Here is a 16,437-nt window from a genome sequence, read left to right on the forward strand (position 1 = left end):
GAGCGCCTATCCTCGACGGAGTGGAAGTTCCCGAACTCGTCAGACTGCTGGACGGTCGGCGCATCGCAGTGCTCACCGGTGCAGGGTTGTCCACGGACTCTGGCATCCCCGATTACCGGGGGCCGGACTCGCCACCGAGCAACCCGATGACCATCCGGCAGTTCACCTCGGATCCCGTATTCCGGCAGCGGTACTGGGCGCGCAACCACGTCGGCTGGCGCCACATGGACGCGACGCTGCCCAACGCCGGTCACCGGGCGCTGGCGATGCTCGAACACGCGGGTGTCGTCACCGGCGTAATCACCCAGAACGTCGACCTGTTGCACACCAAGGCGGGCAGCCAGACGGTGATCGACCTGCACGGCACGTATGTGCGGGTGGCGTGCCTGGCATGTGGCCACACCATGACGCGGGCGACACTGGCCGAACGGCTGGAGGCGCTCAACCCCGGCTTCGTCGAGCGGGCCGAGAAGGTCGGCGGCATCGCCGTTGCGCCCGACGCCGACGCGATGGTGACCGAGACCGCGTCGTTCCGGTACGTGGACTGCCCGCGCTGCGGGGGAATGCTCAAACCCGACATCGTCTACTTCGGCGAGAACGTCCCGAAGGACCGTGTCGCCCAGGCAATTTCGCTCGTCGACGCCGCGGACGCCCTGCTGGTCGCCGGTTCGTCGCTGACCGTGTTCTCCGGGCTGAGGTTCGTCAGGCACGCCGCGGCCAAGGGCAAACCCGTCGCGATCATCAACCGCGGGCCCACCCGCGGCGATCACCTGGCCGGCGTCAAGGTCGACGGCGGCTGCTCGGAGCTACTGGCGCTGCTTGCCGACGAACTCTCCCCTGCGATTTCGGCGTGATTTGTTCCGCTGAGCGCGACGGAACACGCCGAATCGCTAGAAGGTGACCGGCATCGAGCGGATGCCGTGAATGAAGTTGCCAGGCACGTACGAGGGATTGCCCGCCTCGAATTCGGGCAATTGAATGAGTAGTTCACCAAAGATCGCCCGTAGCTGCGCCCTCGCCACGTGTGCACCGAGGCAGAAGTGCAGCCCTCCGCCACCGAATCCGACGTGTGAATTGGGCTTGCGGCCCAAATCGAAGTGGCCGGGTTGATCGAATGCACGCTCGTCGAAGTTGCCAGACGAGTAGAACATGACGACCTTGTCGCCAGCTGAGATCGACTGCCCGCCAAGCTCGCAATCGACTGCTGCCGTGCGGCGGAACGTCATCACCGGAGTGGCCCACCGGACCATCTCCTCGACGGCACTGCCGATGCGGTCGTCGAAGTCGGCGGCCAGCCAGGTGCGCTGATCGCGGAAGTCGGTGAGCGCCTTGGCCGCATGGCTCATCGTCTGCCGCGTGGTGTCATTGCCCGCCACCGCTAGCAGGACGAAGAACGCGGCCACCTCGGCGTCGGTGAGCCGGTCACCGTCGACCTCGGCTTCGACCAGACTGGTGATGAGGTCATCTCCTGGATTCGCCCGCCGGTCTGCGGCCAATGCACCGGCCACCTGGTGCAGATACATCTGATTGCCGACCAGCACCTCGAGCGGGTTACGCCCGTCGAGGTAGATCGGGTCGGCCCACGACACCAACGCATCGGCGGCATGCGCCACCTGCGCCCGTTCGGATTCCGGGATGCCGACCATGTCCGATAGCGTCCGGATCGGTAGTTCCCTTGCGCAGTGCTCCACGAAGTCGGCACCACTGCCCATCCATCGCAATTCCCCAACGACCGCGCGCGCGTTCGCCTTGATCGACTCCTCGATGCGGCGCACCTGTCGTGGAGTGAAGGCCGCGTGTGCGAGCTTGCGCAACAGCGTGTGTCGAGGCGGGTCCATCGCCAGGAACGATTGCGACGCCTCGAGCAGCTCCTCCGGGATGGTCTCGAACAGCACGCCCTTGCCCGACAGGAAGGTCTCGCTGTCCCGGCTGACCGTGACGATGTCGGCGTGGCGCGTCACCGCCCAGTAACCGGGATCGCTCGGGTCGGGCATCAACGAGTCCTCGACCGGTCGATGCCAACTCACTGGACGCTCGGCGCGAAGGGCGGCGAAGGACACCTCGCGCTCGGCGGCGCTGGTGGCCCAGAAGGCCCGCGACGAGAGGTCGATCGGGTCGTAGTCGCGGGTTGCAGATGATGTGAGCGGCGACACAGTCATGCCGATGACGATAAGTCTAGACACTATGTCTAGTCAAGGTGTGACACCTTCGGATACGCTGACTCCGTGCCGTCAGTCACCCGAAAGCCCCAGGCCAAACGCCAGGAGCGCCAAGAGCAAATCGAGCGTCAGCTGCTCGACGCCACGGAGCGGCTGATGGCCGACGGAACCAGCTTCACCGAGCTCAGCGTCGACCGCCTCGCCACGGAGGCGGGCATTTCGCGGGCAAGCTTCTACATCTACTTCGAGGACAAGGGCCACCTGCTACGTCGCCTCACGGGCCAGGTCTTCGCCGACCTCGCCGACGCAGGCGAACGCTGGTGGAGCGTCGCGCAACGACGCGACCCTCGCGACGTGCTGGCCGCAATGACGGGCATCGTCGCCAGCTACCGGCAGCACCAACCGTTGCTCGTCGCGCTCAACGAAATGGCCGGCTACGACCCGCAGGTCGGCGCCACCTACCGGGAGATTCTCACCGCCATTTCGGCGCGCGTGGCTGCGGTCATCGAAGAGGGCCAGGCCGACGGATACGTTCGCCGCGAGCTGGAGTCGGCGACGGCGGCGTCCGCGCTCACCTGGATGGTCGAACGGGCCTGCCAGCAGAACCTGCCAGGCAGGCCGCCGTCCTTCGATGCCGAGTTGGCTGCCACTTTTACCCAGATCGTCTGGGGCGCTCTGTATCTCGAGGCACCCTAGATGGCGACCAGATCGTCGGCGTGCACGGCCGGGCGACGCATCTCCGCGGGCAGGTCCGACGTCGAGCGACCCAGCATGGTGGCCAGTTCGGCGGCGTCGTAGGCCACCACACCCCTCGCGACCATCGCCGCATCCGGGCCGTGCAGTTCGATCACGTCGCCGCCGTGAAACCGTCCGGAGACCGCGGTGATCCCCGCGGGCAGCAGCGATCGCCGTTGCCGGACGACAGCGCGAACGGCACCGTCGTCGAGGGTCAACGAACCCGCCGACTCCGCGGCGTAACGCACCCAGAAGCGGCGCGCCGACATCCGTTCACCGCGCGGCGCGAACACCGTTCCCACCGACGCGTCGGCCAGCGCCGCGGCCGCATCGGCTGCCGCGGCGAGCAGCACCGGCACCCCTGCGTCGGCGGCCAGCAGGGCCGACGACAACTTGGAGGCCATGCCACCGGTACCGAGACGACTCCCGCCGCCTGCCACCACACCGTCCAGGTCATCGGGCGCGGCGACCTCGTGGATGAAGTGCGCGGGATGCTCCTCGGTCGCCTTGCGGGGATCGCCGTCATACAGGCCGTCGATGTCACTCAACAGCACCAACGCGTCGGCCCCCACCAGGTGCGACACCAACGCCGAGAGTCGGTCGTTGTCGCCGAACCTGATCTCGTTGGTGGCCACGGTGTCGTTCTCGTTGACGATCGCGACGGCGTGCAGCGAACGCAGGCGGTCCAAAGTGCGCTGGGCATTGTTGTGCTGCACCCGCATCGAGATGTCGTGTGCGGTGAGCAGGACCTGGCCGACGGTGCGCTGGTAGCGGCCGAACGCCGCACTCCAGGCGTTGACCAGCGCCACTTGCCCGACGCTTGCCGCCGCCTGCTTGGTGGCCAGATCAGTGGGCCGCTTGGTCAGACCGAGCGGTTCGATGCCCGCGGCGATGGCGCCGGACGACACGATGACGACGTCGGATCCCGCCTTCATCCGCGCCTCGATGGCCTCTGCCAGCGTGGCGAGACGACCGGCGTCGAACAGGCCAGAAGGCGTGGTCAGCGCGGTGGTGCCGACCTTGACGACGACGCTGCGTGCGGTGCGCACGGCGTCCCGATGCGCGCTGGTCATTCCTCGCTGCCGGGACGACGACGGTCGCGCCGGGCGGCCTTGCGCTCGTCGGCGCCGACGCGGTCGCTCTGTTCCAGTCGAATGTCGGTGCCGCGCTCCGTCATCTGCATTTCGATGCCCGCCGGAGTCTGCGGTTCCCAGTCGAACGTCATGTCGCCGATGGTGACCGCGCAGCCGGGCCGCGCACCTTGCTTGATCAGCTCGTCCTCCACGCCAAGCCGGGCCAACCGGTCGCCCAGATAGCCGACGGCCTCGTCATTGGTGAAATCCGTTTGACCAACCCAACGGACGGGCCGGGCGCCGCGCACTACGAAGCCGCCTTCGCCGTCCGAGGACACGGTGAAACCGCTGTCGTCGACCGGGATCGGCTTGATCACCGGACGGCGCGGCGCCACAGCGGGCTGCGCCTGCCGGTATGTCGACACCAGGTCCCACAACGCGAACGTCAACGGCCGCAGTCCATCCCTGGTGATGGTCGACACCTCGAACACCGGCCAGCCGTAGCGCTGGGCCACCTCGTCGCGGACGAAGTCGGCCAGTTCGCGCGCATCCGGCACGTCGATCTTGTTGAGCACCACCGCACGTGGCCGCTCGGCGAGGTCGCCGAGGGTCGTATCGCCCTGCAAGGTCGGGGTGTATGCGGCCAGTTCGGCCTCGAGCACGTCGATGTCGGAGATCGGGTCACGGCCCGGCTCCAGTGTCGCGCAATCGACTACGTGCACGAGCACCGCGCAGCGCTCGATGTGGCGCAGGAAGTCCAAGCCGAGGCCGCGGCCCTCGGAGGCCCCAGGGATCAGGCCGGGAACGTCGGCGACGGTGAAGGTGTGCTCCCCCGACGACACCACGCCCAAGTTCGGCGCCAGCGTCGTGAACGGGTAATCGGCGATCTTCGGCTTCGCCGCCGAGATCACCGACACCAGCGACGACTTGCCGGCCGAGGGGAATCCGATCAGCCCGACGTCGGCGACCGTCTTCAGTTCGAGGGTGAAGTCGCGGGCCTGCCCCTTCTCGCCGAGCAGTGCGAAACCCGGTGCCTTGCGGGCACGCGACGCCAGAGCCGCGTTCCCAAGTCCGCCACGGCCGCCGGCCGCAGCTTCGAAACGCGTGCCTTCGCCGACCAGATCGGCGAGCATGCGGCCGTCCTCGTCGAGGACGACGGTGCCGTCGGGGACCCTCAGTTCGAGGTCGCTGCCGTTGGCGCCGTCACGGTTGTTGCCCGCGCCCTGCTTGCCGGACGGGGCGTCGACATGCGGATGGAAGTGGAAGTCGAGCAGGGTGTGCACCTGCGGGTCGACGACCAGAACGATGCTGCCGCCGCGACCACCGCTGCCGCCGTCGGGACCACCCAGCGGCTTGAACTTCTCCCGGTGTACCGAGGCGCAGCCTCTACCGCCATTGCCCGCATGGGCGTGGATGACGACGCGGTCGACGAACCGGGGCATCGAACTTCCTTTCCGTCGAGTGTGAAGCTAAGGCGAGACGTCGCTTGAGAACTCGCAGCAGCTTCACATTCGCGGAGAAGTCCTCTAGTCGTTAGGCCTCGGGTCGCGGGACGCGGACGATGTTGACCGTCTTGCGTCCGCGCTTTACGCCGAACTCCACGGCGCCTGGCGCGGTGGCGAACAGGGTGTCGTCATCGCCACGGCCGACGTTGACGCCGGGGTGGAAGTGGGTGCCGCGCTGGCGGACGATGATCTCGCCGGCCTTGACGACCTGGCCACCGAACCGCTTGACGCCGAGCCGCTGGGCGTTGGAGTCGCGACCGTTGCGTGAGCTGGAAGCGCCCTTCTTGTGTGCCATGTGTTCGCTCCGTCGCTACTTGATACCGGTGACCTTGACGACCGTCAGTGGCTGACGGTGGCCTTGGCGCTTGTGATAGCCGGTCTTGTTCTTGAACTTGTGGATGCGGATCTTCGGGCCCTTGGTGTGCTCGAGGATCTCACCGGTGACCGCGACCTTCGCCAGTTCCTTGGCGTCGGTGGTGACCTTGGCGCCGTCAACGACGAGCGCGACGGGCAGCGAGACGGACGCGCCCGCCTCGAGCTCCAGCTTCTCGACCTTCACGATGTCTCCAACGGCGACCTTGTACTGCTTGCCGCCGGTCTTGACGATTGCGTACGTCGGTTTGTCGGCTGCCATCGTTTACTACCTCTGCTTCACTGTGCGGGCGCGCGCTACCCGAGGGTGCGTGCGCAGGTCTGGGGGTGCGGGGTCTCGGTGGTTCCCTCGCAAACCGATGCTGTCACCGGCTCAGTTGGTCACGGAGCCAGAAGACAGCTGCTCAAGGTTACGTGACCAGCGGGTAAAGGGTCAAACCGCCTCGATGCGTCATGAGGCCGGCGGTCCTGCCGGCCGAGCGGCCGCGCGGCGGCGGCGAGGGCGTGACGTCGCAGCGACGAGCGACTCGTCGTCCTCATCATCGTCTTCGTCCTCGTCATCATCGTCGTCGTCGTCTTCGTCTTCGTCTTCGTCGTCCTCATCGTCGTCCGAGTCGTCGACGTCTTCATCGTCCTCGTCGTCGTCCTCGTCGTCCGAGTCGTCGCCGATGACCTCGATGTCGTCGTCATCGATGTCCTCGTCCTCGTCGTCGGCAGCCAGATCGACGTCGTCATCGTCCGAGTCCTCATCCGAGTCCTCGTCATCGGTCGAGTCCTCGTCCACGTCGCCATTCAACTGGCCGTGGTGGACGTGCTCAGCGGTGTCGTCCCCCAGGTCGGACTCGGCGATTGCGTCCTCGGTCGACTCGTCGTCGGCCTCGTCCTCGGGACGGCCGTTGGCTGCGGCCATCGCCTTGAACATCGGATGCTCGCCCGCCGCATGCGATGGCACCTTGGCCATCTGCACATCCTCGATCTCGGCTTTGCCGCCCTTCTTGCCGCGCTTGCCGCGCCTACCGCCGCTGCCCGACTCGGGACCGCGACTGGTCGACGACGCCATGTCGACGGGGTCGGCGTGCAGCACGATCCCGCGTCCCGCGCAGTGGGTGCAGTTCGTGGAGAACGCCTCGATAAGGCCGGTGCCCAAGCGCTTTCGGGTCAGCTGGACCAGTCCGAGCGATGTCACCTCCGACACCTGGTGACGGGTGCGGTCCCGGCCGAGCGCTTCGGTCAGACGACGCAGCACCAGATCGCGATTGGCCTCGAGCACCATGTCGATGAAGTCGATGACGACCATGCCGCCGATGTCGCGCAGCCGCAGCTGGCGCACGGTCTCCTCGGCGGCTTCCAGATTGTTGCGCGTGACGGTCTGCTCGAGGTTTCCGCCGGATCCGGTGAACTTGCCGGTGTTGACGTCGACCACGGTCATCGCCTCGGTGCGGTCGATCACCAGGGTGCCGCCCGACGGCAGCCACACCTTGCGATCCAGCGCCTTGGTCAGCTGTTCGTCGATGCGGTGCACCGCGAACACGTCCGGGCCACCGGGTGAGGTGGGCTCGTACTTGCTCATCCGCGGAACCAGTTCCGGCGCAACGGAGTTGACGTAGTCGTCGATCGTCTTCCAGGCGTCGTCGCCTGACACGATGAGCCCGGAGAAGTCCTCGTTGAACAGGTCGCGGATCACCTTGACGAGAACGTCGGGCTCTTCGTAGAGCGCGATCGCGGCGCCTGCGGCCTTCTTCTTGGTCTCCTCCGCCTTGGCTTCGACCTCGGTCCAGCGCTCCTGCAGCCGATTCACGTCGGTGCGGATGTCGTCTTCCTTGACGCCCTCCGACGCGGTGCGGATGATCACGCCCGCATCAGCGGGCACCACGTCGCGCAGGATCTCCTTGAGCCGTTGCCGTTCGGTGTCGGGCAGCTTGCGGCTGATCCCGGTCGACGACGCTCCTGGCACGTACACCAGGTACCGCCCGGCCAGCGACACCTGCGTGGTGAGGCGCGCGCCCTTGTGTCCGACGGGGTCCTTGCTGACCTGGACCACGACGTAGTCACCGGGCTTGAGAGCCTGTTCGATCTTGCGACTGGCGCCGCCGAGTCCCGCGGCCTCCCAGTTCACCTCACCGGCGTAGAGCACGCCGTTGCGGCCGCGGCCGATGTCGACGAACGCCGCCTCCATGGAAGGCAGCACGTTCTGCACGATGCCGAGATAGATGTTGCCGACCAGCGACGCCGACGCCGCGGACGTGACGAAGTGCTCGACGAGGACGCCGTCCTCGAGCACCGCGATCTGGGTGTAGCGGGCGCCCTCGTGCGGCGGCTCGGTGCGGACCTTGTCGCGCACCACCATGACGCGTTCGACGGCCTCGCGGCGGGCCAGGAACTCGGCCTCGCTCAGGATCGGCGGACGGCGCCGTCCCGCGTCGCGTCCGTCCCTGCGACGCTGCCGCTTGGCCTCCAGCCGGGTGGACCCGCTGATGCCCTGAATCTCGTTGTTGACGGGCTTAGCCGCCTTCTCGCGGGGTGGCCGTTCGTGCACGACCGTGTTCGGCGGGTCGTCGGGCGAAGCGGCCTCGTCCCCGTCTCCCGCGCCGGACTTGCGACGCCTGCGCCTGCGACGACGGCGGTTGCCGCCCTCGCCGGACCCGTTCTCGTCGTCGGCGCCCTCGTCGTCCGAGTCGTCGTCCGAGTCGCTCTGGTCGGCGGCTTCGTCGTCGTTGCCGTCATCGTCTGTCGGGTCATCGGGGTTCTGCTCACCGCGACCACGTCCTCGGCCACGACGTCCGCGCCGACGCCGGCGGGCCGCGGCGGGGCGGTCCCCCTGGTCGTCATCGGTGTCGCCCGACTCATCGTCGTCGTCGTCGTCGTCATCGTCATCGTCGTCGTCAACCGCGACCACGACGGGCGGTGCCGGCGCGCGGAACGTGACGGGCTGCGGGGCGACGAACAGCGGCATGTACGCCGCAGGCTCGGCTGGAGTCGGGGCGGCGGTGGCCGCAGGGGCCTCAAGCATCAGCCGCGACTCGGGCTCGTCGTCCTCGATCGGCTCGTCGGGTGCCGCCTCGTCGACGGGCTCTTCGACAACCTCGACGGGCTCGGAGACGGGCTCTACGAGGACGGGCTCGGGGACCACCGCATCGTCGAACGCCACCACGATGGGGGGTGCGTCATCCTCGCTCAGCTGCTCAGCCAGCGGTTCCTGTCCCGGCTGTGTGTCTTCGGATAGGTCTTGGGTATGGGCATCTTCGGCCACGAATTCTCCTCAAGCCCCCGGGCGCGTCGTATCGACGCGGCCACGCGAGGGCTTCCGCTATGGGCTCGGGCAACTGCTCCCGAGCTTGTTATGGTCTCGCTCCGAGCTACTCGGGAGAGCACTCGGTGCCTGGCTGAATGATGGCTGGACGGTCGGCGCCGCACTTGGGAACGTCCTAAGTGGTCGCGCTCGTCTAAGTCTTCATCCGGGCGCCCGACCCTGGTTCTGAGCCGGTCACCCTGGTCCAGTATCCCACACCGCGGAGCGTTTTCCGACGAGGTGCGGTTGGCACCCCCTCCGGCAGCTAACGGCCGGGGAACCAGAGCTCGATCTCGCGGGCCGCCGATTCCGGCGAATCCGAGCCGTGCACGAGGTTGTCCTGGGTGACGAGAGCCAGGTCACCACGGATGGTGCCGGGCGTTGCCTTCTCGACGGGATCGGTCCCGCCCGCGATCTGACGGAACGCGGCAACGGCCCGCGGCCCCTCGACGATGGCGGCCACCACGGGCCCAGAGGTGATGAATTCCAGCAGCGATCCGAAGAACGGCTTGTCCGCGTGCTCGGCGTAGTGCTGCCGGGCGACGTCGTCGCTGACGGTCTTGAGTTCGAGGGCCGCGATGCTCAGGCCCTTGCGTTCGATTCGGCCGAGAATCTCGCCGACGAGGTGTCGCTTGACGCCGTCGGGCTTGACCAACACCAGAGTCCGCTCAGTCACGTCGCGAGAGCCTACTAGTCAGTAGGAGGGGGCTGCTGACCGGGCAGCAGACCGCGCTCCTGACGGCGCTTGACCTCGGCTTGCAGATACGCGATCAGCACCCAGACCAGGACGAAGAGCACGCCGATGAAGCCGATCGTGACGTGGATGAACGCCCCTGCGACCAGGACGGCCTGGATGGCGAGGTTCGCCTTGAGCGCCCACGGCTTGCCCTGCACGCCTGCCATCAGGATCAGGACCACGGCCACACCGATGAGATAGGCGGTGCTCGCGGCGCTCAGGCCGCCGCCAACGACCGAGACCACCGGCAGCGCGAGCAGCACCACGACGGACTCCAGGATCAACGTGCCCGCCATGACACCGCGGAAGCTCTTCCACGGATCCGGCGGCGCGACGGCGTCCCCGGGTTGTACGACGTCCCCGGGTTGTACGGAGGGCTCCTCTTCTGGGGGCTCCTGGGTCACTGCGGGTCCCGGCCGAACAGGGTGCGCGCGACGCCCGCGGTGACGACGGAGCCGGTGATGACCATGCCCGCACCGGAGAACCCGTCGTCCTGACCGGACTCCTCGACAAGCGCCGTCGCGGTCTCGATCGCATCGGGCAGCGTCGCAGCTCTGATCACACGGTCCGGACCGAAGCGCTCCTCGGCGCGCAGGGCGAGCTCCTCGACGTCCATCGCGCGGGGGGACCCGTTGTTGGTCACCACGATCTGATCGAACGCGGGCTCGAGCGCGGCGAGGATGCCGTCGACATCCTTGTCCGCCATCACCGATACGACGCCCAACAGGAAGCGGAAGTCGAATTCGGTCTGCAGCGCAGACGCCAGCGCGGCAGCGCCAGCCGGATTGTGCGCTGCGTCGATGAACACCGTTGGGGCGCTTCGCATTCGCTCCAGGCGACCGGGGCTCGCAACCGTCGCGAACCCGGCCCGCACCGCGTCGACGTCGAGCTGACGCTGAGCGCCAGCACCGAAGAACGCCTCCACCGCAGCCAGTGCCAGCACCGCGTTGTGCGCCTGATGCTCTCCGTGCAGCGGCAGGAAGATGTCGGTGTAGATGCCACCGAGCCCCTGCAGTTCGAGGAGTTGGCCCCCGACCGCGACCTCGCGGCGGCGCACGGCGAACTCGGAGTCCTCGCGGGCCACGGCGGCATCGACGCGGACGGCCTGGGCCATCAACACCTCCATCGCCTCCGGGGTCTGTTGCCCGATCACCGCGACGGTGTCCACGTCCATGCCCGCGGGCACCACGTCGACGTTCTGCTTGGTGATGATGCCGGCCTTCTCCGCGGCGATCTTGGCGACGGTGTCGCCCAGATAGTCGACGTGGTCGATGCCGATGGGGGTGATGACGGCGACGGGCGCGTCGATGACGTTGGTGGCATCCCACTTTCCGCCGAGGCCGACCTCCACCACCGCGACGTCGACGGGCGCGTCGGCGAACGCGGCGAAGGCCATTGCCACCAGGACCTCGAACTTGCTCAGCCTCGGGCCGACGGGGCCAAGCTCACCGGCCTGGGACTGTGCGTCGACGATCTCGACGAACGGCTCGATCTCGCGGTAGGTCTCGACGTATTGCGCAGGGGTGATGGGCTTTCCGTCGATCGAGATGCGCTCGACGGCGGATTGCAGGTGCGGGCTGGTCGTACGGCCGGTGCGGCGGTGCAGGGCGGTCAGCAGTGAGTCGATCAACCGCGCCACCGACGTCTTGCCGTTGGTTCCGGCGACGTGGATGCTCGGATACCCGCGCTGCGGCGACCCGAGCAGCTCGAGCAGCGCGGTGATGCGCGTCGTGCTCGGTTCGAGTTTCGTCTCCGGCCACCGCTGATCGAGCAGGTGCTCGACCTGCAGCAGCGCGGCGATCTCGTCGGGCGTCGGTTCGGTTGGGTTCACGAGAGACCGGCGAGGCGACCGGAGATGCGCTCGACCTCTTCAGAGGCCAACTGCCTGCGGGCTTTGATCTTGTCGACGACGGCTTCTGGCGCCTTGGCCACGAACGCCTCGTTGCCGAGCTTCTCGGTGGTCTGGGTCAACTCCTTCTCGGCGGCGGCCAAATCCTTCTCGAGGCGGCGGCGCTCCGCGGCGACGTCGACGGTGCCCGACATGTCGAGTTCGATCGTCACCGTCGCCGGACTCAAGCGAACCTCGACCGACGCGGTCGGACTGAAGCCTTCGTCCGATTCGGTCAGCCAGGCGAGCGCAAAGACCGGACCCAGATCGATCTCGGTGTCATCCGAAGGGATTCCCGAAACGCGAGCGGGAATCCGTTGCCGATCCTTGAGCCCCTGATCGCTGCGGAAGCGCCTGATCTGCGTGATGAGCTCCTGAATGTTGAGAACGCGATTCCTCGAGAACTCAGATCCGGTGAACCCCTGTGGCTTTGGCCAGTCCGCGATGACGATCGACTCGCCACCCGTGAGCGCCTGCCACAGGGTTTCGGTGACGAACGGCATGATCGGGTGCAGCAACCTCAGCACGTTGTCCAGAACGAACGCGAGTACGGCTGGGGTGTGTGCAACGGCGTTCGCAACCTGGACCTTGGCGAGTTCGACGTACCAGTCGCAGAAGTCATCCCAGATGAATCGGTAGAGCGCGTCACACGCCCGGCTGAACTCGTAGGCGTCGAAGGCCTCGTCCACCGCGGAGATCGTCTTCGCCAGCTCGCCGAGAATCCAACGATCGGCTTCGGTGAGGTCCTCGTCGCCAGGCAGCGGCGCAGGCGCGGCACCGTTCATCAACGCAAACCTGGTGGCGTTGAACAGCTTGGTGGCGAAGTTCCTCGACGCGCGGGCGTGGTCCTCGCCGATCGACATGTCGCCACCGGGGCTGGCGCCGCGCGCCAGCGTGAACCGCAGTGCATCGGCGCCGAAGATCTCCACCCATTCCAGCGGGTCGATGCCGTTCCCCTTGGACTTGCTCATCTTGCTGCCGAACTCGTCACGGATGAGGCCGTGCAGGAAGACGTTCTCAAATGGAACCTGCGGACGTGAACTTTTCGGCGTCCGACCGCCAGTGATCGCGTCGTCGTCGCCGACGAAGGTGCCGAACATCATCATCCTGGCCACCCAGAAGAACAGGATGTCGTAGCCGGTGACGAGAACGCTCGTGGGATAGAACTTGTCGAGCTCGGGCGTGCGGTCGGGCCAGCCCATCGTGGAGAACGGCCACAGTGCCGACGAGAACCAGGTGTCGAGCACGTCGGGGTCCTGCTCCCAGCCCTCCGGCGGGGTTTCGTCGGGCCCGACGCAGACCTTCTCGCCGTTCGGTCCGTGCCAGACCGGGATGCGGTGGCCCCACCAAAGCTGCCGCGAGATGCACCAGTCGTGCATGTCGTCAACCCACCCGAACCAGCGGGGCTCCAGGCTCTTGGGGTGAATCACGGTGTCGCCGTTGCGCACCGCGTCACCGGCGGCCTTGGCCAGCGATTCGACCTTCACCCACCACTGCAGCGACAGCCGCGGCTCGATGGGTTCACCGCTGCGTTCGGAGTGCCCGACGCTGTGCAGGTAGGGCCGCTTCTCCTCGACGATACGACCCTCGCGCGCGAGCGCTTCGCGGACGGCGATACGGGCGTCGAGGCGGTCCATGCCGTCGAATTCGGTTCCGGTATCGGCGATCCGACCCTTGGTGTCCATGATCGACGGCATCGGCAGCTTGTGCCGGACGCCGATCTCGAAGTCGTTCGGGTCGTGCGCAGGCGTGACCTTGACTGCGCCCGTGCCGAATTCGGGGTCGACGTGCTCGTCGGCGACGATGATGATGTCGCGATCGAGGAACGGGTGCGGCAGCGTCGTCCCGACCAGGTCCCGGTAGCGGTCGTCGTCGGGGTGCACGGCGATCGCGGTATCGCCGAGCATGGTCTCGACACGGGTGGTAGCCACGACAAGGTGAGGCTGTGCGTCATCCATTGAGCCATACCGGAACGACACCAGCTCGCCCTCGACGTCCTCGTACTTCACCTCGAGGTCCGAGATCGCGGTCTCGAGCACCGGCGACCAGTTCACCAGCCTCTCGGCTTGGTAGATCAACCCGGCGTCGAAGAGGCGCTTGAAGATCGTCCGGACGGCGCGCGACAGGCCGTCGTCCATGGTGAAGCGGTCCCTGCTCCAGTCGACGCCGTCGCCAAGTCGCCACATCTGACCGCCGATGGTGCCGCCCGATTCGCGCTTCCAGTCCCACACCTTGTCGATGAACAGCTCGCGGCCGAAGTCTTCCTTCGTCTTGCCGTCGGCGGCCAGTTGCTTCTCCACCACGCTCTGGGTGGCGATACCGGCATGGTCCATGCCCGGCAGCCACAGCACCTCGTAGCCCTGCATGCGCTTGCGGCGAGTGAGCGCGTCCATCAGCGTGTGATCCAGCGCGTGGCCCATGTGCAGGCTGCCGGTCACGTTCGGCGGCGGCAGCACGATCGAGTACGGCGGCTTTTCGCTGGTCGCGTCGGCGGTGAAGTAGCCGGCGTCTAGCCAGCGCTTATACAGGGCGCTCTCTACCGCGCTCGGGTCCCACGTCTTGGGCAGGTCTGCTGCCCCGGGCGTTTCAGCGGGCTTCGAAGAGGCGGTCGTCACCCAAACAGTCTAGGAACCACTCGCGAGCAGACGTAAAGTGCCCTGAAACTCGACGTTTCAGGGCACTTTACGTCTGTTCGCGCTGGCTACTTCTTGCCGCCGAGCAGTCCGCCGAGGATCTCGCCGATCGCGTTGCCCTGACCACCGCTGCCGCCGCCGAGCACGCTGCCAAGGATGCTGCCGAGCGGGTTGTTTCCGCCGCCACCGCCGGACGCACCACCGAGGATGCTGCCGAGGATGTCGCCGAGACCGCCGCCCGACGCAGCCTGGGGCTGGCTGTCGGCGGGTGCCGCGGTGCCGCTTCCCTTGGTGAGCTGCTTGCCGATGTAGGCCAGCACGATCGGAGCGAGGATCGGCAGCAGCTTCTTGATCAGGTCGCTACCGCCCGCACCGGTGCCCGCCAACGCCGAGGCCACCTGGCCGCTGTCGTTGCCGCCGAAGATGTTGGCGACGAGCTTGTTGCCCTCTTGCTCGTCGACCTGGTCGACGCTGACGCCACCGTCGAGCAGACCGCTGGCGGCATGCGTGGTAACGGCCGACTCGAGCTTGCTCGAGTCGATGTCGTCCGCCTGGACGTTGTGTTGCACGCCGCCGACGAGCGCGGGAACCAGCGTGCGAATCGCGGTGTTCACCTCACCTTCATCGACCCCGAGCTTGGTCGCAATGTCCTGTACTGGGATCTCCGCGAAGAGATCGTCGAGACCTGCCATGTCATCTCCACCTTCATTGCTGGGTTGTGGCGAAACTCGGTGTCGACACTAATACAACCGGACTTGGCTGAGGCCGGTTCGTCTCGCAGCGATTCAGTTGAGCCGGACGGTGTTTAGCGTCGCCCCGGCCGCAGGCAACCGGGTCAACAGCACGTCACCCATCGCTGCGGCAGGCGTCAGCACCCCACGAAGGTCGGAGAGCCGGTCGCGGTCCAGCGCCAGCGCCAGGCCGCACTCCCCCAACAACACCGAAGTCGCCTTGTAACCGGGGTCGCCCCGCTGGGCCATCGTGGTCCGGTAGCGGGCACCCGACGTCGTGGTGGTGTACGTCTCGACCCGGTAGTGGCCGTTCTCCCTGGCTCGCTCACTGGGTCCGGTGCCGGGACTGGGCGCGATCCGTTCGAGGACACCGCGCGGCAGTTTGTTGAAGTACCGACTGCCCAGGCCGAGGATGGCGGCGTTGGTGGCCGTCCCGAGCGCGGCGGCCACCGGTGCCACGACCGACGAGCCGACGCTCATGTTCTCCGCGTAGCGGAACCTGTTGCCGTACGCCCAGTCGAGCAATGCGTTGCTGCGCCGGACGATTCGGGCGTTGGGTGCCCCCATCGCGAAGGCCCCGGTCCAGACGCCACCAAGTTCGGGTGCGATTTCCCGGCCGCGCCGCCACGGGGTGTCGGACTGGTGCCCGAAGTCGGGTTCGGCCGCACGGTCGGTGGTCAGCGTGTATGGGTCGTTCATCGCCCGCCGCGCCTCAGGGTCGGATGACGCGGTCGCCATCACTTCCATCATCGAGGCGATGGTGCCCCCGGACACTCCACCTGCCATGGCACGCAACACGAAGTTGGTCTCGCCGAGTTCGCCCGTGCTGTCCTTGCGGGCCTGCTCGAACAGCGCGTACACGGTGAGATCCGACGGGATGGAATCGAATCCGCATGCGTGCACGATGCGGGCGCCGGTGTCGGCGGCCTGCTTGTGGTAGCTGTCGATGCTTTCGCGGACGAACATCGTCTCGCCGGTGAGGTCGGCGTAGTCGGTGCCTGCGGCCGCGCACGCGGCGACCAGCGGCAATCCGTACTTGGTGTAGGGACCGACGGTGGTGACCACGACGCGGGCCCTGGCGGCCATGTCGTTCAGCGACGACGGCGACGACGCGTCTGCGGTGATCAACGGCCAGTCCTTGGCCGCATCGCCGAGCGATTCGCGCACTTCAAGGAGGCGTTCTGCCGAGCGGCCGGCCAGCCCGATCCGGGCCGTGCCGCCTGCCTTGGCCAGGTAGGAGGCCGTCAGTTTTCCGACGAAGCCGGTAGCACCGTAGAGGACGATGTCGAGTTCACGCTGCGCTGCGGTCATGGCCT

General features: G+C 67.2%; 14 protein-coding genes. 2 read left to right on the plus strand and 12 right to left on the minus strand.

The window, feature by feature from the left end; genetic code table 11:
• The first annotated feature begins 20 nt into the window (after positions 1 to 20).
• Positions 21 to 854 carry an NAD-dependent deacetylase gene (locus HNP02_RS19680; protein ID WP_184441532.1) on the plus strand — a complete coding sequence of 278 codons (834 nt, stop codon included), beginning with the start codon at positions 21 to 23 and terminating at the stop codon, positions 852 to 854.
• Positions 855 to 890: 36 nt separating this feature from the next.
• On the opposite strand, the gene HNP02_RS19685 is transcribed toward HNP02_RS19680, so the two are convergent.
• Entirely contained in the window at positions 891 to 2,159 is a 1,269-nt protein-coding gene (locus HNP02_RS19685) for a cytochrome P450 (RefSeq protein ID WP_184441534.1), read from the minus strand.
• Between the two features lie 66 nt (positions 2,160 to 2,225).
• On the opposite strand from HNP02_RS19685, the gene HNP02_RS19690 reads away from it, so the two are divergent.
• Positions 2,226 to 2,855: a TetR/AcrR family transcriptional regulator gene (locus HNP02_RS19690; RefSeq protein ID WP_184441536.1), complete on the plus strand. Its 630-nt coding sequence runs from the start codon at positions 2,226 to 2,228 to the stop codon at positions 2,853 to 2,855.
• Here the strand turns inward: HNP02_RS19690 and proB are convergent.
• From proB to HNP02_RS19745, 11 genes are all read right to left on the minus strand, one after another.
• On the minus strand, positions 2,852 to 3,967 hold the full coding sequence (gene proB, locus HNP02_RS19695) for a glutamate 5-kinase (protein ID WP_184441538.1): 1,116 nt from the start codon (positions 3,965 to 3,967) through the stop codon (positions 2,852 to 2,854). The genes HNP02_RS19690 and proB overlap by 4 nt on opposite strands.
• On the minus strand, positions 3,964 to 5,409 hold the full coding sequence (gene obgE / locus HNP02_RS19700; RefSeq protein WP_184441540.1) for a GTPase ObgE: 1,446 nt from the start codon (positions 5,407 to 5,409) through the stop codon (positions 3,964 to 3,966). Before obgE ends, proB begins: the two co-directional genes overlap by 4 nt.
• 91 nt (positions 5,410 to 5,500) lie before the next feature.
• Positions 5,501 to 5,767, minus strand: coding sequence for a 50S ribosomal protein L27 (rpmA, locus tag HNP02_RS19705; RefSeq protein ID WP_184441542.1), 267 nt, complete (start codon positions 5,765 to 5,767; stop codon positions 5,501 to 5,503).
• A gap of 15 nt (positions 5,768 to 5,782) precedes the next feature.
• Positions 5,783 to 6,106: a 50S ribosomal protein L21 gene (gene rplU, locus HNP02_RS19710; RefSeq protein WP_149371798.1), complete on the minus strand. Its 324-nt coding sequence runs from the start codon at positions 6,104 to 6,106 to the stop codon at positions 5,783 to 5,785.
• Between the two features lie 189 nt (positions 6,107 to 6,295).
• Entirely contained in the window at positions 6,296 to 9,094 is a 2,799-nt protein-coding gene (locus tag HNP02_RS19715) for an Rne/Rng family ribonuclease (RefSeq protein WP_184441544.1), read from the minus strand.
• Positions 9,095 to 9,398: 304 nt separating this feature from the next.
• Positions 9,399 to 9,809: a nucleoside-diphosphate kinase gene (gene ndk / locus HNP02_RS19720; protein WP_184441546.1), complete on the minus strand. Its 411-nt coding sequence runs from the start codon at positions 9,807 to 9,809 to the stop codon at positions 9,399 to 9,401.
• Between the two features lie 14 nt (positions 9,810 to 9,823).
• Positions 9,824 to 10,165 (minus strand): DUF4233 domain-containing protein, encoded by a 342-nt coding sequence (locus HNP02_RS19725; RefSeq protein WP_184441761.1) that lies wholly within the window; start codon positions 10,163 to 10,165, stop codon positions 9,824 to 9,826.
• Between the two features lie 104 nt (positions 10,166 to 10,269).
• Complete coding sequence (locus HNP02_RS19730; protein WP_184441548.1) at positions 10,270 to 11,700, minus strand: folylpolyglutamate synthase/dihydrofolate synthase family protein; 1,431 nt, start codon at positions 11,698 to 11,700, stop codon at positions 10,270 to 10,272.
• Positions 11,697 to 14,372, minus strand: coding sequence for a valine--tRNA ligase (locus tag HNP02_RS19735; protein WP_184441557.1), 2,676 nt, complete (start codon positions 14,370 to 14,372; stop codon positions 11,697 to 11,699). Before HNP02_RS19735 ends, HNP02_RS19730 begins: the two co-directional genes overlap by 4 nt.
• 86 nt (positions 14,373 to 14,458) lie before the next feature.
• The gene (locus HNP02_RS19740; RefSeq protein WP_184441559.1) at positions 14,459 to 15,082 is read right to left on the minus strand and encodes a DUF937 domain-containing protein; all 624 of its coding nucleotides are present in this window, start codon (positions 15,080 to 15,082) and stop codon (positions 14,459 to 14,461) included.
• Positions 15,083 to 15,175: 93 nt separating this feature from the next.
• Complete coding sequence (locus HNP02_RS19745; RefSeq protein ID WP_184441561.1) at positions 15,176 to 16,432, minus strand: trans-acting enoyl reductase family protein; 1,257 nt, start codon at positions 16,430 to 16,432, stop codon at positions 15,176 to 15,178.
• Positions 16,433 to 16,437: the final 5 nt, after the last annotated feature.

Source organism: Mycobacterium sp. AZCC_0083 (assembly GCF_014202335.1).
Classification (GTDB): Bacteria; Actinomycetota; Actinomycetes; order Mycobacteriales; family Mycobacteriaceae; genus Mycobacterium.